The following is a 17,074-nucleotide window of genomic DNA, read 5'->3' on the forward strand; positions in this document are numbered from 1 at the left end:
AGCGGCTACGCTCCGGCGGAACGCAGTGACGAAGGGGGCCGCGAGTGACCGCAGAGGCCGTATCCGACCGCCCGCTGCGCATCGCGCTGCTGACGTACAAGGGCAACCCCTTCTGCGGCGGCCAGGGCGTCTACGTACGCCATCTGTCCCGGGAACTCGCCCGCCTCGGCCACAGTGTCGAGGTCATCGGCGCCCAGCCCTACCCGGTCCTCGACGACCTCGGCGCGCCGGAGGCCCCCGCCCAGCCGGCGGACCTCGACGGCCTCGGCACACCGCCGGGCGCGCTCGACGGGCGGCCCGGCGCCGGCTCACCCGGTCGGCTCACCCTCACCAAGCTGCCCAGCCTCGACCTGTACCGCCAGCCCGATCCCTTCCGCACCCCCAAGCGGGACGAGTACCGCGACTGGATCGATCTGCTGGAGGTCGCCACCATGTGGACGGGCGGTTTCCCCGAGCCGCTCACCTTCTCGCTGCGCGCCCGCCGCCATCTGGCCGCCCGGCGCGGCGAGTTCGACGTCATCCACGACAACCAGACGCTCGGCTACGGCCTCCTGGGCGGCGTCCGGGCCCTCGGCGCCCCTCTGGTGACCACCATTCACCACCCCATCACCGTCGACCGCCGGCTGGAGCTGGAGGCGGCGGCCGGCTGGCGGCAGAGCGCCTCGGTCCGCCGCTGGTACGGCTTCACGCGCATGCAGCGCCGGGTGGCCCGCAGGCTGCCCTCGGTCGTCACCGTCTCCGGGTCGTCGCGCCAGGAGATCGCCGACGACCTCGGCGTGGCGCACGAGCGCATCCACGTGGTGCCCATCGGCGCCGACACCCGGCTGTTCGCACCCGATACGGCGGTGCCCGAGGTGCCCGGCCGTATCGTCACCACCTCCAGCGCCGACGTCCCGCTCAAGGGCCTGGTCTTCCTGATCGAGGCACTGGCCAAGGTGCGTACCGAGCGGCCCGACGCCCATCTGGTCGTCGTCGGCAAACGCCCCGAGGAAGGCCCGGTCGCCGAGGCGATGGAGGCCCACGGGCTGGCCGGTGCCGTCGAGTTCGTCAAGGGCATCAGCGACGCCGAGCTGGCCGGCCTCGTCCGTTCGGCCCAGGTCGCCTGTGTGCCGTCGCTGTACGAGGGCTTCTCGCTGCCCGCCGCCGAGGCGATGGCCACCGGCACCCCGCTGCTGGCCACCACCGGCGGCGCCATCCCGGAGGTCGCCGGGCGCGACGGCGAGACCTGCCTGGCGGTGCCGCCGGGCGACGCGGGGGCGCTGGCCGCCGGGCTCGTACGGCTGCTGGGCGACGAGGAGTTGCGGGTCCGGCTGGGGGCGGCGGGGCGCCGACGGGTGCTGGAGAGGTTCACCTGGGAGAAGGCGGCCCTGCGCACCGTCGAGTGCTACCGCGCCGCCATGGGGGCGCCCTCCCGGCGGACCTCGCCCGCTCCGGTGGTGCGCCCGCCCGCCGAGGCGGTGCGGGTCGCCGCCGACAGCCGTTGACCGGCGTCCACCACCCCCGCCCCCCGTCCCTGAAAAACATGTGGAAGGCTGATCCCCCGTGCTGACCGTGGACTTCTCCCGATTCCCGCTCGCCCCAGGCGATCGTGTGCTCGACCTGGGCTGTGGTGCGGGACGGCACGCCTTCGAGTGCTACCGGCGCGGCGCACGCGTGGTCGCGCTCGACCGCAACGCGGAGGAGATCCGCGAGGTCGCCACCTGGTTCGCGGCGATGGCCGAGGCGGGTGAGGCGCCCGAGGGCGCCACCGCGACCGCGATGGAGGGCGACGCTCTCGCCCTGCCCTTCCCCGACGACAGCTTCGACGTCGTCATCATCTCCGAGGTCATGGAGCACATCCCCGACGACAAGGGGGTGCTGGCCGAGATGGTGCGCGTTCTGCGGCCGGGCGGTCGGCTCGCCGTCACCGTGCCCCGTTACGGGCCGGAGAAGGTGTGCTGGGCGCTGAGCGACGCCTACCACGAGGTCGAGGGCGGTCACATCCGCATCTACCGCGCCACCGAACTCCTCGCCAAGCTGCGGGAGGCCGGACTGCGCCCCTACGGCACCCACCACGCGCACGGCCTGCACGCGCCCTACTGGTGGCTCAAGTGCGCCTTCGGCGTCGACCGCGACGGCGACCGGGCGGCCCTGCCGGTGCGCGCCTACCACAAGCTGCTCGTCTGGGACATCATGAAGCGTCCGCTCGCCACCCGCCTCGCCGAACGCGCCCTCGACCCGCTGATCGGCAAGAGCTTCGTCGCCTACGCCACCAAGCCCCATCTGCCGCACCTCGCGCAGCCCGCCGGTCTGAGCGACCCGTCGGCGCGCGACACCTCAGCCGCGGCGGCCAAGTGACCAGCCCGGAGCGGACCGAGAAGCTGGTGCTGCCCGGCGTGCTGACCGCCGCGCAGGCCCGGTCGACCGTCGAGGGCATCCTGGCCGGACAGCGCGCGGACGGTGCCATACCGTGGTTCCGCGGCCACCACCTCGACCCGTGGGACCACGTCGAGGCCGCCATGGCGCTGGACGCCGCCGGGGAACACGACCGCGCCGAGGCCGCCTACCGCTGGCTGGCCACCCACCAGCTGCCCGACGGCTCCTGGTACGCCGCCTACGCCGACGGAGACGCGACCGCACCGACCGACCGCACCCGTGAGACCAACTTCTGCGCGTACGCGGCCGTCGGGGTGTGGCACCACTACCTGGCCACCGGGGACGACACCTTCGTCGACCGGATGTGGCCGACGGTCGTGGCCGCCGTCGAGTTCGTGCTGCGGCTCCAGCAGCCCGGCGGCCAGATCGGCTGGAAGCGGGACGCCGACGGCACCGCCTGCACCGAGGCGCTGCTGACCGGGTCCTCCTCCGTCTACCAGGCCCTGCGCTGCGCACTGGCCCTCGCCGAGCGGCGGGAGGAACCGCAGCCCGACTGGGAGCTGGCCGCCGGATGGCTCGGCCACGCCATCCGCCGCCACCCCGAACGGTTCCTCGACAAGAGCCGCTACTCCATGGACTGGTACTACCCCGTGCTCGGTGGTGCGCTGCGCGGCCCCGCCGCCAAGGAGCGCATCGAAGAGGGCTGGGACCGGTTCGTGGTGCCCGGTCTCGGTGTGCGCTGCGTGACCCCCAACCCGTGGGTGACCGGTGGCGAGAGCGCGGAGCTGGCGCTGGCCCTGTGGGCGACGGGCGAGTCGGACCACGCGCTGGACATCCTGCGCTGGATGCAGCATCTGCGGGCGGATGACGGCATGTACTGGACGGGGTACGTCTTCGAGGACGAGGCGATCTGGCCCGACGAGCGCACCACCTGGACGGCGGCGGCCCTGCTGCTGGCCGTCGCGGCGCTGGGCGGCGACGACGCCACCGTGCAGGTTTTCGGGGGCGAGGGTCTCCCTCAGGGGCTGGAGCCCGACTGCTGCTGAGCCCCGCGCGCGGAGCCGCACACATCACAGCCCCGCGCCCCTTCGGGACATCCCGTCCCGGTCAGTTCAACTCCGCCAGCACCCGCAGTGTCCTCGGGTCGGGCGCCGTCACCAGCAGGTCGGTCACCGGCCCGGAGCGCCACAGCTCCAGCCGCTCCGCTATCCGCCGGCGCGGGCCGACCAGCGAGATCTCGTCCGCGAAGGCGTCGGGCACGGCGTGCACCGCCTCCTGCCGCCGCCCCTCGGCGAAGAGCGCCTGGACGCGGGCGGCGTCCTCGGCGTATCCCATGCGCCCCATCAGCTCCGCGTGGAAGTTGCGGCGCGCGTGGCCCATACCGCCGATGTAGAAGCCGAGCATCGCCTTGACCGGCAGCAGCCCCTCCGCGACGTCGTCGCAGACGCGGGCTTGTGCCATCGGGGCTACCAGGAATCCGGGCGGTGCCTCGGCCAGCGCGGCCTCGTACACCGGGGCCCGGGTGGGCGACCAGTACAGAGGCAGCCAGCCGTCGGCGATACGGGCGGTCTGCGCGACGTTCTTGGGGCCCTCGGCCCCCAGCAGTACCGGCAGATCGGCGCGCAGCGGGTGGGTGATCGGCTTGAGCGGCTTGCCCATGCCGGTGCCGTCCAGGCCGGCGTACGGGTGCGTGTGGTAGCGCCCGTCCAGCCGTACGGGCGCCTTGCGGCGCAGCACTTGCCGTACGACGTCCACGTACTCGCGGGTCAGGGTGAGCGGGGAGGCCGGGAACGGGCGCCCGTACCAGCCCTCCACCACCTGCGGCCCGGACAGTCCCAGACCGAGCAGCAGCCGGCCGCCGGAGAGGTGGTCGAGGGTGAGCGCGTGCATCGCGGTGGCGGTCGGGGTGCGGGCCGCCATCTGGGCGACCGCGGTGCCCAACCGGATATGTGAGGTGTGCGCGGCGATCCAGGTGAGCGCGGTGAACGCGTCCGAGCCCCACGACTCGGCGGTCCACACCGAGTGGTAGCCCAGCTCCTCGGCCTGGCGGACGAGTTCGAGGTGGCGCGGGTCGGGGCCGCGCCCCCAGTAGCCGAGCGCCAGTCCCAGCCGCATCCGCCCGCCTCCCTCTTCCGCCGCAGCACCGCTCCGCCCTGAGCTGACAGGACGTCAGTTCGCTGGTCCGGCAGCGTACGGCAACGGCCCCCCGCCCGGAAGGGCGAGGGGCCGCTGTGCTGCCGGCTGCGGCTCAGCCGCGCTGGATGTTGGAGGTGTCCTGCAGGACGCCGCGGCGGCCGTCCTGCGTCTGCGCGATCAGTGCCTGACCGCGCTGCTCCACGGCCAGGTACCAGGTGCCCGGCGCCAACTCGGCGATCGGCTGCGGCGAGCCGTCCTCGGGGAAGAGCGGACGCGCCATCGGGACGGCGAACCAGAACGGCTGGAAGTTCGGGTCCGGGGCGCCACCGGCGGGACCCTGGGCGCCGCCCGCGGGCTGCGCCGGGCCGGGCTGACCCGGCTGGCCGGCCTGCGGCTGGCCCGGCTGCTGCCCGTACGGCTGGCCCTGACCGGGCTGTGCGCCGTAGGGACCCGGCTGGCCGGCCTGCGGGCCGCCCGGGTAGCCGTAGCCGCCGCCCTGCTGCGGGTACTGCCCGCCGTAGGGGGCGGGGCCCGCGCCGCCCGCGGGCACCAGCGGGGCGCCGAGGGCCGGGACGATCGGCGTGATGAACGCGGCGACCGCGGCGATCAGGGTGGCGAGCAGCGCCAGGATGGCACCGGCGCTGACGTTGGCGCCGTCCGGCGCGAGCATCAGCGACCACACCGCACCCCACGCGGAGGTCAGGATCAGGCCGGTTCCGAGCTGCGGCAGCGTCACCGGGCCCAACTTGCGGCCCTCCGGCAGGAAGCGGCCGATGACCAGCAGCGCGGCACCGATGATGCCTGCCAGGAACACCGAAGGCAGGACGATCAGCAGCTGGTCCGTGTCCTCCCAGGCGTTGAAGCTCGGCGCCTTGTCACAGTACTCAGCAGGGCCGTCGCACTCTGTCGAGAAGTAATCGAGGAACGAAGCGATGAACAGCAGCACCGCTGCTCCTATCACCGCGCCGTCGCCTCGCGTGAGCGAGCGGATGTTCACGTGGGGTCCTTAATCGGTCTTGTCATGGTTGAGGTCTGCCGGGGGTGAGCACCCCATCGTACGGATGACACTACGGGCCGCGCCGGGGGGTTCGCCTGTCGGTTTCATGCTTCCCCGTCTCTCAGTCGAGGAATGCGGTGATGCCGTCCGCGACCCCGCGCGCCGCCTTTTCACGCCACTTCTCCGACGTGAGGAGCGCGGCATCGGCCGGGTCACGCATGTTGCCGCATTCGAGGAAGACTTTGGGGACTTTGCTGAGGTTGAGTCCGCCCAGATCGCCTCTGGTGTCCAAACCGTTGCCGTCGCCCAGGTAGTTCGCGGGCGGCTCGTCGGTGGCTTTGCGGAACGCGTCGCGCAGGTCGGTGCCCAGCTGCCGGGAGGGGCCCACGATCTTGCGGGTGTCGGCCTCCCCCTTGTGCACGGATGCGGGGAGAATCACATGGAAACCGCGGCTTCCGGCGGGTGCGCCGTCCGCATGGAGCGAAATGGCGGCGTCCGCTTGTGCTTGATTCCCTTTCCTCGCACGTTCGTCCACGCACGGGCCGTACGGCTCCTTGCCGTCATGGGTGAACTTGACGGTCGCACCGCGTTCTCGTAGCTGTGTACGGACGCGGCGCGCCAGATCGAGAGTGAACTCGGCCTCCGCGTAACCGGAATTGGTTGCGGTGCCCGTGGTGTCGCATTCCTTCTTTCCCGTGCCGATATCGACGTGCCGGGAAATCTTGCCGGGCTGGTCGCGATTGCGCGGATTGTGGCCCGGGTCGAGGACGATCACTTTGCCCCGCAGCGGTGAGGCCCCGGGCTTGCGCGCCCCCTGGCGCCCGTCGTCGTCCTTGCCGCCGCGCTCCTCCTTGCCGCCGTGCTTGTCGTCGTCGTGCTTGTCGTCGTCCTTCTCGCCGCTCCGGCCCTCGCGCTCGCCGGTCGCGGTCGGTGAGGAACGGGACGGCCGGTCGCTCCCGCCGTCCTCGCTGTCGCCGAACGCCCCGCACCCGGCGGCACCCAGGCACACGGCCCCCGCGACCAGCACGGCCGCCATACGCCGGCCTGCTCGCCGCCGCCCCACGAAGCATCCATTCGACACGGGCACCGATGCTAGAGCCTCGGGGCCGCCCCGCCTCCGTCCGGTTCCCGGATCGTCAGCCATGTCGCAGCACCCGCAGCGAGCCGGTGGCGGGGCCGGCGGTGTACTCGCCCGAGGCCAGGGCGCGCTCGTGGATGTGGTGCGGGGCCTGGCCGCCGTCGGCCGGGTCGGGGAAGACGTCGTGGATGACCAGCAGCCCGCCCGGCGCCAGGTGCGGCGTCCAGCCCTCGTAGTCGGCGGTGGCGTGCTCCTCGGTGTGGCCGCCGTCGATGAAGACGAGCCCGAGCGGCGCCCCCCACACCGCCGCCACCTGGGGCGAGCGGCCCACCAGCGCGACCACGTGCTCCTCCAGGCCCGCCGCGTGGAGCGTACGGCGGAAGGTGGGCAGCGTGTCCATCCTCCCGACGACCGGATCGACCACCTCCGGATCGTGGTACTCCCAGCCCGGCTGCTGCTCCTCGCTGCCCCGGTGGTGGTCGACGGTGAGCGCCGTCACACCGGTACGCCGGGCCGCGTCGGCCAGCAGCAGGGTCGAGCGCCCGCAGTAGGTGCCGACCTCCAGCAGCGGCAACCCCAGCGCGCCCGCCTCGACAGCCGCCGCGTACAGTGCCAGGCCCTCCTCCAGCGGCATGAACCCCTTCGCCGCCTCGAACGCGGCGCGCGTACTGGCTTCGGGGGCGGGACGGTTCATCGCTCGTTCCTCTGCTGTCGTCGGCCGGCTCACGCTCACCGGGTCCGCTGTTCATCCGGGAGGGCTGGGCTGCTGCCGTGCGGTGGGCTGCTCCATGCTGCCCTACCGGCAACGGCCGCACGGGCGGCAGGTACCCTCACCGGACTGTTACGGGACACGGGGGAGTGGAGTGACGGGAAGCGACAGGTCCGATACGTCCGCCGGCGGGGCGTCCCGGCGCCGCAAAGGTCTCGCGGTGCTGCTGGGACTCGGCGTACTGGCCGGCGCCGGGCTTGGCACCTGGGCCACCGGTACCTGGCCGTTCGACAAGGCGAGTTACTGCTGGGGTGCCTGGCAGGAGAGCGACGGCGACGTTCCCGACCTCCTCGACAGCGACCTGGACGGGTACGAGCGCACCGGCAAGCAGTCCGCCGCACCCCGCAAGGGCGGGCGTGCCACCTGCTCGGTGACGTTGAAGGAGAAGTCCGCCGCCGGTGACAGCAGTACGCAGACCGGCGACCCGTACGGCGGCTCCGTCCAGGAGACCGACCACCAGGAGCGGGTCACCGCCGAGGTCGCACCCGTACCGCGCGGTGCCACCGACCGGCGCGCGTGGCTGCGGGACTTCCTGGACGCGGAGTCGGCGCCGCTGCCGGACGGTCTGCCCGGGCTGGTGGGCAACCGGCGTGCCGTCTTCGTCCTCCCGGAGAAGTGCGACACCTCCGACGGGCGGCCCACCGTGGTGACCGTCGAGGGCTCCTCGAACTCCCCCCTGCGCTCGGCGGCTTTCGTGGGCTCCGAGGCGCAGGTCGCCGAGCTGCTGCTCTCCCTCGCGAACAAGGCCGCGGGGCAGGCGGGCTGCGCGCCCGGCGAGCCGTTCGCGGTCACCTCGCCGCTCGCCGCCGCAGACGCCGACGACGACCTCTCCGCACAGGGGCGGGAGCTGTGCCGCATCCCCGGCTTCCGGTTCGATCTGGACAAGAACGACCGCTACAAGGCGCGGATCGGGGCCGTCCGCGACGATCTGCAGACCTGTTCGGTGATCGACGAGACGGACGTGCGCAATCCCACCTCCGCGGCCCTGTTCGTGATGGTCTCCCGGCCCCGGCTCGCCGCCCTCTTCACGGGGCTGGCGCCCGAGGCGTCACCCGGCAAGGGCTGGCGTGGCAAGGGGAAGGTCGGCGACGAGCGCGGGCTGCTCACCGTCACCTGCAACGGCAGGCCCACCGTCTTCTTCATGGAACTCGACGGCCTCCTGTCCGCCGCCGCCGATTCCGGCCCGCGCCGGGTGTTCGCGGCCACCGCCGGCTCCGTCGCCGACCGCCTCGGCTGCGCCCCGGTGGCGCCCGCGTCATGAGCGAACAGCGGCCCGAAGAACAGGACAGGGACAGGGAGAGGGACCAGATGCCTCAGGAGGAGCCGGACCCCACCCGGACCCCGGCACCCGCACCGGCCCCGGAGTCCGACGCGGGACCGGAGTCCGACGCGGGACCGGAGTCCGACGCGGGACCGGAGTCCGACGCGGGACCGGAGTCCGACGCGGGACCGGAGTCCGACGCGGGACCGGAGTCCGACGCGGGACCGGAGACCGATGCGGGACCGGAGCCCCACACGGAGCCGGAGTCCGACGCGGAGCCGAAGTCCGTCCCCGGCCGGGAGGAGCACGAGCCGCAGCGGGAAGCTGTCTCGGCCCCGCCCCCGGCCCCGCGGGGTGGGCGGCTGCGGCGGCTGCTCCGCGGCAGGCCGGGCGCGGCCGTCGTCGGCGCCGTCGTCGGGGCGCTGCTGGCCGGGGGAACCGCGGCCTGGCGCGCGGGGGAACTGCCCTTCATGTCCCGGGACATGTGCTGGGGCTCGCTGTCCGCCGACACCGTGGACCGCCTCGTCACGAACGGGGACATCAGGTCGGCCGAGTTGTCGCTGCGGACGACCGGCGACATCGGCGGCTCCAGCACCGAGTGCCGTGTCCAGCGCTGGGAGGACGACGAGCTCAAGTGGGAGATCTCGGCGCAGGTCCGAAGGCTCGAACAGTTCAACGGCCGGGGCGCGCGCGAGTGGACCCGCCAGTTCCTCTCCCCGGCGATGGTTCCGCTGGGCGGTGACACCCCGGGCATGGTCTCCCCCTCCCGTGCCTGGGTGGCCCTGCCCGAGAGCTGCACGGGCGGCGGGGGTCACGACGATCCGCCGACGGTGGTCTCGCTCTCCTCCGGCTCGCTCGACTCGTTCGAGGAAGACCCGGACAAGGCACGCGAGTACCGGACCGCGATGGCCGACGCCGTGATCGAGCTGACCAACGGTGTGCTGGCCGAGAAGGGGTGCCAGGGGCGCTTTCCGCAGCCGGGCGAGTTGGCCCGGCTCCCGGAGCGCCGGCCCCTGGACGAGCACGGCGCGGAGGAGCTGTGCGGCCTGAAGGGCACCCGGCTGCCCGCGCTGTTGAAGGGCTCGGGGGACGATGCCAAGGCGATGCGCGTCACCACCGACGTCTCGGGTCCGGCGCACTCGTGCGAGTACGGCCGGAACTTCGACCTGGACGCGACCCGGTTCACCACGATCGAGAACCCGAACCTGGCCGGCTTCGTCATACCGTTGGCCTACAGCAGCCCCGTACGGTTCCGCGGCGACGGCTTCGGCGGGGTCTTCGGCGACATGAGCGTCTACATCGCCACCTGCCAGACCGGTCCCGTCGCCTTCCTGGTGCAGCAGGAGCGGGTCGACGGCAAGCGCGAGCCGATGGTGGAGCTGCTGCCCGCCTACGTCTCCGCCGAGGCCGAGCGGATCGGCTGCGGAAAGGTGAAGGTGACCGGCCCCGAGCCCGCCATGTGACCGTACGGCCCGGCCGCCGGACGCCTTTCCCGCCTTTGCCCCGCCTTCCTTCCTACTGGAACGTGTTCTACTGTGCCCCGCATGGGCATCGGCAGGGGAGCGGGCAGGCGGAACGGGAGCACCGACAGCATCGGGACCACGCTGGAGCAGCGGGAGTTGGCCGAGTCCGTGCGGGGCTGGACGGCGCGCGCCCTGCCGCCCGAGGAGCGGCGCAAGCTCTTGGACACCCCACCGGGCGCGGGCCGGCCCGGCTTCTGGGACGGGCTCGCCGGGCAGGGGCTGTGCGGGCTGCGGCTGCCCGCCACGTACGGCGGCGCGGACGGCTCACTGCTCGACCTGGCCGTCGTGCTGGAGGAGACCGGCCGCGCCGCGCTGCCGGGCCCGTATCTGCCGCACGTGATCGCCGCCGAACTCCTGTACACGGGGGGCGGCCGGCCCGAGCTGGTCCGGTCCCTGGCCGCAGGTGAGCGCATCGGCGCCGTGGCGTTCGCCGCGGGCTCCCTCACCGCGACGGAGGGCCCGGACGGCTGCTGGATACTGGACGGCACCGCGCCACCCGTCCTCGGCGGCGCCCAGGCCGATCTGCTCCTGCTGGCCGCCGACCGGGCCGGGGAGGCGCCGGGGGGCGGCCCCGGCGCGCCCTTGTGGTTCGCCGTGGACGCCGCCGCGCTCGGCGTACGCGCGCACGAGAGCACCGACCCGCTGCGCCCCACCGCCGAGGTGGAGGCGCACCGGGCACGGATTCCGGCCACCCGCGTACTGGCCCTGGACAGCGCCTGTGTACGCGACCTGGCGTGCACCCTGCTGTCGGCCGAGGCGTGCGGGGTGGCTGCCTGGGCGCTGGAGACGGCGACCGTGTACGCGGGCACCCGCGAGCAGTTCGGGCGGCCCATCGGACAGTTCCAGGCCGTCAAGCACCTGTGTGCCGACATGCTCGTCCGTGTCGAGCAGGCCCGCGCCCTCACCTGGGACGCGGCGCGCGCGGCCGGCGAGGAGGCGGTCACCGCGCAGGTACGCGGCCTGACGGCGGCGCTGGCGGCCTCCACCGCGCTGGAGGCCGCCTACAGCTGCGCCAAGGACTGTGTGCAGATCCTCGGCGGTATCGGCTTCACCTGGGAGCACGACGCCCATCTGTATCTGCGCCGGGCCGTGGTGGCGCGGCAGTTGCTCGGCACCGGCACCGCGCACCGGCTGCGGGCCGCCCGGCTCGCCGTCGACGGGGCACGCCGCGAGGTGCGGATGGAACTGCCGCCCGAGGCGGAGGCGTACCGCCCCGCCGCGCGCGAGGCCATAGCGCCCGCCCGCGGCCAGGACCCCGCCACCGCCCGCCGCACGCTGGCGCCCACCGGCTACGCCTCCCCGCACCTGCCGAAGCCGTACGGGCTCGGGGCGGGACCCGTCCAGCAACTGGCCGTGCAGCGGGAGTTGGCGGAGGCCGGGGTGAAGGTCGCCGACCTGGGCATCGCCACCTGGGTCGTGCCCTCCCTGCTCACCTACGGCACCGAGGAGCAGCGCGCCCGGCACCTCCTGCCCACGCTGCGCGGCGACGTGCTGTGGTGCCAGCTGTTCTCCGAGCCGGACGCCGGCTCGGACCTGGCGTCGCTGCGCACCCTCGCCGAGCGCACCTCGGACGGTGGCTGGCGGGTCGACGGGCAGAAGGTGTGGACCTCCGCCGCGCAGCGGGCGGACTGGGGCATCCTGCTGGCCCGCACGGACCCCGCAGCGCCCAAGCACCAGGGGCTGACGTTCTTCCTCGTCGACATGAAGCACACCGCCGGCATCGAGGTCCGCCCGCTCAAGGAGATGACCGGGGACGCGCTGTTCAACGAGGTCCGCTTCGACGAGGTGCGGCTGCCCGCCGACGCGGTGGTCGGCGAGGTGAACGACGGCTGGCGGGTGGCCCGGCACACGCTGGGCAACGAGCGCGTCCACATGGCCGACCAGCTCACCTTCGGCACCGGCCTCGAAGCGCTGCTCCAGGGGCTGGGATCCGCCGACGACACGGTGCGCGCACGGCTCGGTGCGCTGGCCGCCGAGGCGCACGCGCTGGCCTGCATCTCGCTGCGCACCACGCTGCAGCGCGTCGAGGGCCTCGACCCGGGCGCCGGCGCCAGTGTCCGCAAGCTGATCCAGACCCCGCACCAGCAGAAGGTCGCCGAACTCGCCCTCGAAGTGCTGGGCCCCTACGGCGCGGTGTGCGAGGGCGCGGGCAGCGGCGCCGTACACGGCTTCCTGATGTCCCGGTGCCTGACCATCGCCGGCGGCACCACCCAGATCCAGCGCAACGTGGTGGCCGAGCGGCTGCTCGGCCTGCCCCGCGACCCGGAGCCCCGCCCCCTCATCTGACCGGACCGGCCACAGCCCAAGGAGCACGGATGACCGGTACAGCGTTCGTCGTCGGCGTCGGGATGACCCGGTTCGTCAAGCCCGAGTCGCGTGAGTGGCGGTACTGGGAGATGGCCCAGGAGGCGGGCGGCGCCGCGCTCACCGACGCGGGGCTCGACTACGGCCTGATCGAGCAGGCCGTCGTCGGCCACTGCCAACAGCCCTCCACCGCGGCCCAGCGCGCCGTCTACCAGCTCGGTCTCACCGGCATCCCCGTCTACAACGTCAACAACAACTGCGCCACCGGCTCCACGGCGCTGCTGATGGCCCGCCAGTTCGTGGCCTCGGGGCTGAACGACTGCGTGCTGGCGCTGGGTTTCGAGCAGATGAAGAAGGGCGCCCTGGGCGCGGGCGCCGGCAGCGGCGACTTCGCGGCGTCCCCCGTCGCACGGCACTACGGCGTCATGGCCGCGCGGCACGGCTTCGGGACGACACCGCCCACCGCGCAGATCTTCGGCAACGCGGCCCGCGAGCACATGGAGCGGTACGGCACCACCCGCGAACAGCTCGCCGCCGTGGCGGAGAAGAACCACCGGCACTCGGCGGCCAACCCCTGTGCCCAGTTCCGGGACGTCCACACGCGGGCCGACATCCTCGGCGCCCGCACCGTCCATGACCCGCTGACCAAGCTGCAGTGCTCGCCGACCTCCGACGGTGCGGCGGCGGCCGTCCTCGCCTCCGAGCGCTTCGTACGCGAGCACGGGCTCCAGGACCAGGCGGTGGCCGTCGCCGGGCAGGCGATGACCACGGACACCGAGGACAGCTTCGCCTCCGGCTCCTGCATCGATGTGGTGGGCCGCCCCATGTCGCGGGCCGCGGCCACCCGCGCGTACGAGGAGAGCGGCCTGGGCGCCGAGGACGTGGACGTGATCGAACTGCACGACTGCTTCTCGGTCAACGAACTGCTGACCTACGAGGCGCTGGGCCTGTGCGCGGACGGGGAGTCGGGCGAACTGGTGGCCTCCGGGGCGACGACGTACGGGGGCCGGTGGGTCGTGAACCCCTCCGGCGGCCTCATCTCCAAGGGGCACCCGCTGGGCGCCACCGGGATCGCCCAGTGCGCGGAGCTGACCTGGCAGCTGCGGGGCCTGGCGGGCGGCCGGCAGGTGCACGGCGCGCGGGTGGGCCTCGCCCACAACATCGGACTGGGCGGCGCCGCGGTGGTCACACTGCTCCGCCGCTGACCGGCCCGGCCAGGTGTCACACTACGCGCATGCCGCAGACCGCACAGCCCGCGAGTTCCCCCTCCATATCCGGCTCCGCCGCCAAGGCGCCCCGCTTGTGGGCGGTCGTACTGGCCGCGTGTGCCGGTCAGTTCCTCGTCGTGCTCGACGTCTCCGTCGTCAACGTCGCCCTCCCCTCCATGCGCGACACCCTCTCCCTCTCCCCGACCGGCCTGCAGTGGGTGGTCAACGCCTACACCCTCACCTTCTCCGGGCTGATGCTGCTCGGCGGCCGGGCCGCCGACCTGTTCGGCCGCAAGCGGGTGTTCCTGACGGGGCTCGCGCTGTTCACCGCCGCGAGCCTGGCCGGCGGCCTGGCCCAGGAGCCCTGGCAGCTGCTGGCGGCCCGCGGTGTCCAGGGGATGGGTGCCGCGATACTGGCACCCGCCACACTCACCCTGCTGACGACGTCCGTCCCGGAGGGCCCGGCCCGTACCAAGGCGATAGCCACCTGGTCGGCGGTCGGCGCGGGCGGCGGTGCCGCGGGCGGGCTGGTGGGCGGTGTGCTCACCGACGCACTGTCCTGGCGCTGGGTCCTGCTGATCAACGTCCCGGTGGGGGTGCTGGTGCTGGCCGCGGCGGCCGGGTGGCTGACCGAGAGCCGCGAGGAGTCGGTACGGCGGCTGGATGTGCCCGGCGCGCTGCTGGCGACGCTGGGCCTGGGCGCTGTGGCCTACGGCATCGTACGGACGGACAGCGCGGGCTGGACGGCGGCCAGCGCACTGGGCCCGCTGGCCGCCGGGCTGTTGATGCTGGCGCTGTTCGTCGCGGTGGAGGCCCGCTCCCCCGAACCGCTGGTGCCGCTGCGGCTGTTCCGCAGCCGCGCCGTCTCCTCGGCCAACGTCGCCATCTTCATCAACGGGCTGGCGATGTTCGCCATGTGGTACTTCCTGTCCCTCTACACCCAGAACGTGCTGCACTACACGCCGCTGCAGGCCGGCTTCGCGCTGGTGCCGCACTCGCTGACCATCGTCCTGGGCTCCAAGATCGCACCGTTTCTGATGGCGCGGATGGGCGACCGCCACCTTGCCGTCGCCGGCTCCGCGATGGCGGGGCTGGGCTATGTGTGGCAGGGCACCATGGACGCCGACGGCGCCTATGTGACGACGCTGCTGGGGCCCGGCGTGCTGATGGCGCTCGGTGCCGGGCTGGCCGCGACGCCGCTGGCCACCATCGCCACCGCGACCGACGACCCGGGCGAGGCCGGCCTGCTGTCGGGGCTGTTCGGCACCGGCCGCACGATGGGCGGCGCACTGGGACTTGCCGTGCTCTCCACGGTCGCCGCGGCCCGCACCGGCTCCGACGAGGGCCCCGCGGCGCTGGCCGCCGGATACGGCACGGCCTTCTACGCGGGCGCCGCACTGCTCGGCGCGTGTGTGCTGTTCATGCTGATCGCGCTGCCGCGCACGGCGAAGGACTAGGGCTTGCCCTTCCTGCGCAGCCGGCGACGCTCCCGCAGGGGCACCCCCTCATCGGAGCAGGCGAGGACTCAAAGCCATCCGTTGCGGCGGGCCGCGGACAGCGCCTCCATCCGATTGCGGGTGGCGGTCTTGCCGATGGCGGCGGACAGATAGTTGCGCACGGTCGCGCTCGACAGATGCAGCCGGGCGGCGATGTCCGCCACGGTGGAGCCGTCCGCGGCGGCGGACAGCACCTCGCGTTCCCGCTGTGTCAGCGGGTTGGGCCCGGTGCTCAGCGCCGCCGCGGCCAGTGCCGGGTCGATGACGCGTTCGCCCGCCAGTGCCTTGCGGATCGCTCCGGCCAGTTCCTCGACGGGTCCGTCCTTGACGAGGAAGCCGCGGGCCCCGGACTCCATCGCGGGGCGCAGATGGCCGGGCCTGCCGAACGTCGTGAGGATCAGCACCGCGCACGAGGGCAGCCGCTCGCGCAGCTCCGCCGCGGCGTCCAGCCCGCTGCGGCCGGGCAGCTCGATGTCGAGCAGCGCCACGTCGGGTTCCGCGTCCAGCGCCGCCCGCATGATCTCGTCACCGGAGGCGACCTGCGCGACGACCTCCATGTCGTCCTCCAGGTCGAGCAGCAGGGAGAAGGCGCCGAGTCCCATGAAGAGCCAGGGCAGGAAGGTGTACTTTCCCGGCCCCTTGCCGTCCCGCGCGGGCCGCGCCCGCGTCACCGCCGTTGTGGTCACGCCTAGTGCTGTCGTCATGGCGTCGACGGTACGGCGCGCTGCCGTGAGCTGGGCAGATACGAATGTGGGCGGCCGGGTGGGACAAATGTCACCGGTTCCGGCCGCGGCGCGGTACCGGCTGCGCCGGCCAGCAGCTGACGGTACGTCAGCTCTTCCCTTGTCCAGGGGACTGCGTTATACAGGTAGCCGATCGATGAGAACGTGTTCTACTGCGGCCGTTCTCCGGCGGGGGGCGTCCGGCCGGTCCCCAGCGGCCCTGGCCCGGCCGACGGTGCGGACGGCCGGGCCAGGGTCTTCCGCCCACAGGCCCGAGCGACAAGGAGCCCAGCTTCCGATGCCCATCGACGTAGCGAAGGCCCTCGCGGCCGAGCCCCGCAGCACCGAGATCTCCTGGGGCCACAAGGACGTCCAGCTCTACCACCTCGGACTCGGCGCCGGTGTGCCGGCCACCGACCCGGCCGAGCTGCGCTACACCCTGGAGAGCAGGCTGCACGTCCTGCCGTCGTTCGCCACCGTCGCCGGTGCGGGCATGGGCGTGGTCGGCGGACTCTCGGCGCCCGGCATCGAGGTCGACCTGGCCGCCGTACTGCACGGCACCCAGTCCATCGAGCTGCACCGCCCGATCCCCGTCGACGGCCACGCCACCGCGACCGCGCGCGTCGCGGACATCTACGACAAGGGCAAGGCCGCGATCCTCGTACTGCGCACCGACGTCGCCGACGAGGACGGCCCGCTGTGGACCAGCCGGGCCCAGATCTTCGTCCGCGGCGAAGGCGGCTTCGGCGGCGAGCGCGGACCCTCCGGTCGGCTGGAGCCCCCGCAGCGGGAGCCCGACCTCGTCGCCGAGCGTCCCGTCCGGGAGGACCAGGCGCTGCTGTACCGTCTCTCCGGCGACTGGAACCCACTGCACGCCGACCCTGACTTCGCCCGGCTCGCCGGGTTCGACCGGCCCATTCTGCACGGGCTGTGCTCGTACGGGATGGCGCTGAAGGCCGTCGTGGACGGCGCACTCGACGGGGACGTGGCGCGGGTCTCGTCGTACTCCGTGCGGTTCGCGGGGATCGTCCACCCCGGGGAGAGCCTGCGGGTGCGGGCCTGGCACTTGGACGAGGGGCGCCTCCAGCTGACCGCGACCGTCCCGGAGCGGGAGGACGCGCCGGTACTGGGGGACGGCGTGGTGACCTACGGCTAGCCGCGCCGCGGTCGCATGCCACCGGGAGGGACCCCGCCCGGCGGAACCTTCGCCCACAACCTCGATGGG

Annotated in this window: 14 protein-coding genes; 9 read left to right on the top strand and 5 right to left on the bottom strand. The window is 73.4% G+C overall.

The genetic code is table 11. The features are described from left to right. Window positions 1–44: 44 nt before the first annotated feature. The 3 genes from KBY19_RS21580 to KBY19_RS21590 are packed head-to-tail and all read left to right on the top strand — an operon-like array spanning window position 45 to window position 3,401. The gene (locus KBY19_RS21580; protein ID WP_099880407.1) at window positions 45–1,484 is read left to right on the top strand and encodes a glycosyltransferase family 4 protein; all 1,440 of its coding nucleotides are present in this window, start codon (window positions 45–47) and stop codon (window positions 1,482–1,484) included. 58 nt (window positions 1,485–1,542) lie between these two features. Then, window positions 1,543–2,337, top strand: a complete 795-nt coding sequence (locus KBY19_RS21585) for a methyltransferase domain-containing protein (RefSeq protein WP_099880405.1) — start codon at window positions 1,543–1,545, stop codon at window positions 2,335–2,337. After that, window positions 2,334–3,401, top strand: a complete 1,068-nt coding sequence (locus KBY19_RS21590) for a prenyltransferase/squalene oxidase repeat-containing protein (RefSeq protein WP_185016761.1) — start codon at window positions 2,334–2,336, stop codon at window positions 3,399–3,401. The genes KBY19_RS21585 and KBY19_RS21590 overlap by 4 nt, the downstream gene beginning before the upstream one ends. 61 nt (window positions 3,402–3,462) lie before the next feature. On the opposite strand, the gene KBY19_RS21595 is transcribed toward KBY19_RS21590, so the two are convergent. The 4 genes from KBY19_RS21595 to KBY19_RS21610 form a co-directional block, all read right to left on the bottom strand. Further along, window positions 3,463–4,470 (bottom strand): LLM class F420-dependent oxidoreductase, encoded by a 1,008-nt coding sequence (locus tag KBY19_RS21595; RefSeq protein WP_099880401.1) that lies wholly within the window; start codon window positions 4,468–4,470, stop codon window positions 3,463–3,465. A gap of 133 nt (window positions 4,471–4,603) precedes the next feature. Beyond that, on the bottom strand, window positions 4,604–5,488 hold the full coding sequence (locus KBY19_RS21600; protein WP_099880399.1) for a hypothetical protein: 885 nt from the start codon (window positions 5,486–5,488) through the stop codon (window positions 4,604–4,606). A gap of 121 nt (window positions 5,489–5,609) precedes the next feature. Beyond that, window positions 5,610–6,524 carry an N-acetylmuramoyl-L-alanine amidase gene (locus tag KBY19_RS21605; protein WP_210966498.1) on the bottom strand — a complete coding sequence of 305 codons (915 nt, stop codon included), beginning with the start codon at window positions 6,522–6,524 and terminating at the stop codon, window positions 5,610–5,612. A 100-nt stretch (window positions 6,525–6,624) separates the two neighbouring features. Beyond that, window positions 6,625–7,260: a class I SAM-dependent methyltransferase gene (locus KBY19_RS21610; protein WP_099880394.1), complete on the bottom strand. Its 636-nt coding sequence runs from the start codon at window positions 7,258–7,260 to the stop codon at window positions 6,625–6,627. Window positions 7,261–7,495: 235 nt separating this feature from the next. On the opposite strand from KBY19_RS21610, the gene KBY19_RS21615 reads away from it, so the two are divergent. From KBY19_RS21615 to KBY19_RS21635, 5 genes are all read left to right on the top strand, one after another. After that, a complete protein-coding gene (locus tag KBY19_RS21615; protein ID WP_210966490.1) occupies window positions 7,496–8,596 on the top strand; it encodes a hypothetical protein in 1,101 nt (366 codons plus the stop codon). Window positions 8,597–8,643: 47 nt separating this feature from the next. Continuing rightward, window positions 8,644–10,059 carry a hypothetical protein gene (locus KBY19_RS21620; RefSeq protein ID WP_210966491.1) on the top strand — a complete coding sequence of 472 codons (1,416 nt, stop codon included), beginning with the start codon at window positions 8,644–8,646 and terminating at the stop codon, window positions 10,057–10,059. Window positions 10,060–10,140: 81 nt separating this feature from the next. Further along, on the top strand, window positions 10,141–12,405 hold the full coding sequence (locus KBY19_RS21625; protein ID WP_210966492.1) for an acyl-CoA dehydrogenase: 2,265 nt from the start codon (window positions 10,141–10,143) through the stop codon (window positions 12,403–12,405). A gap of 29 nt (window positions 12,406–12,434) precedes the next feature. Next, window positions 12,435–13,628 (top strand): beta-ketoacyl synthase N-terminal-like domain-containing protein, encoded by a 1,194-nt coding sequence (locus KBY19_RS21630; RefSeq protein ID WP_099880385.1) that lies wholly within the window; start codon window positions 12,435–12,437, stop codon window positions 13,626–13,628. A 29-nt stretch (window positions 13,629–13,657) separates the two neighbouring features. Beyond that, the gene (locus tag KBY19_RS21635) at window positions 13,658–15,088 is read left to right on the top strand and encodes an MFS transporter (protein ID WP_210955390.1); all 1,431 of its coding nucleotides are present in this window, start codon (window positions 13,658–13,660) and stop codon (window positions 15,086–15,088) included. A 68-nt stretch (window positions 15,089–15,156) separates the two neighbouring features. Here the strand turns inward: KBY19_RS21635 and KBY19_RS21640 are convergent, their stop codons facing one another. Then, window positions 15,157–15,729, bottom strand: coding sequence for a DNA-binding response regulator (locus KBY19_RS21640; RefSeq protein ID WP_210966499.1), 573 nt, complete (start codon window positions 15,727–15,729; stop codon window positions 15,157–15,159). Between the two features lie 418 nt (window positions 15,730–16,147). Between KBY19_RS21640 and KBY19_RS21645 the strand changes: the two genes are divergently transcribed. Further along, entirely contained in the window at window positions 16,148–17,005 is an 858-nt protein-coding gene (locus KBY19_RS21645) for a MaoC/PaaZ C-terminal domain-containing protein (RefSeq protein WP_099880381.1), read from the top strand. The last annotated feature ends 69 nt before the right edge of the window (window positions 17,006–17,074 follow it).

Origin of the sequence: Streptomyces sp. B15 (assembly GCF_018070605.1) — a bacterium.
Lineage (GTDB): Bacteria > Actinomycetota > Actinomycetes > Streptomycetales > Streptomycetaceae > Streptomyces > Streptomyces smyrnaeus.

What these genes read in the sequence shown, in the direction of transcription:
- KBY19_RS21595 (WP_099880401.1), bottom strand. Translation starts at nt 4,470, where the DNA reads ATGCGGCTGGGACTGGCGCTCGGCTACTGGGGGCGCGGCCCCGACCCG.
- KBY19_RS21605 (WP_210966498.1), bottom strand. Translation starts at nt 6,524, where the DNA reads ATGGCGGCCGTGCTGGTCGCGGGGGCCGTGTGCCTGGGTGCCGCCGGG.
- KBY19_RS21635 (WP_210955390.1), top strand. Translation starts at nt 13,658, where the DNA reads ATGCCGCAGACCGCACAGCCCGCGAGTTCCCCCTCCATATCCGGCTCC.
- KBY19_RS21640 (WP_210966499.1), bottom strand. Translation starts at nt 15,729, where the DNA reads ATGGGACTCGGCGCCTTCTCCCTGCTGCTCGACCTGGAGGACGACATG.
- KBY19_RS21625 (WP_210966492.1), top strand. Translation starts at nt 10,141, where the DNA reads ATGGGCATCGGCAGGGGAGCGGGCAGGCGGAACGGGAGCACCGACAGC.
- KBY19_RS21645 (WP_099880381.1), top strand. Translation starts at nt 16,148, where the DNA reads ATGCCCATCGACGTAGCGAAGGCCCTCGCGGCCGAGCCCCGCAGCACC.
- KBY19_RS21610 (WP_099880394.1), bottom strand. Translation starts at nt 7,260, where the DNA reads ATGAACCGTCCCGCCCCCGAAGCCAGTACGCGCGCCGCGTTCGAGGCG.
- KBY19_RS21620 (WP_210966491.1), top strand. Translation starts at nt 8,644, where the DNA reads ATGCCTCAGGAGGAGCCGGACCCCACCCGGACCCCGGCACCCGCACCG.
- KBY19_RS21630 (WP_099880385.1), top strand. Translation starts at nt 12,435, where the DNA reads ATGACCGGTACAGCGTTCGTCGTCGGCGTCGGGATGACCCGGTTCGTC.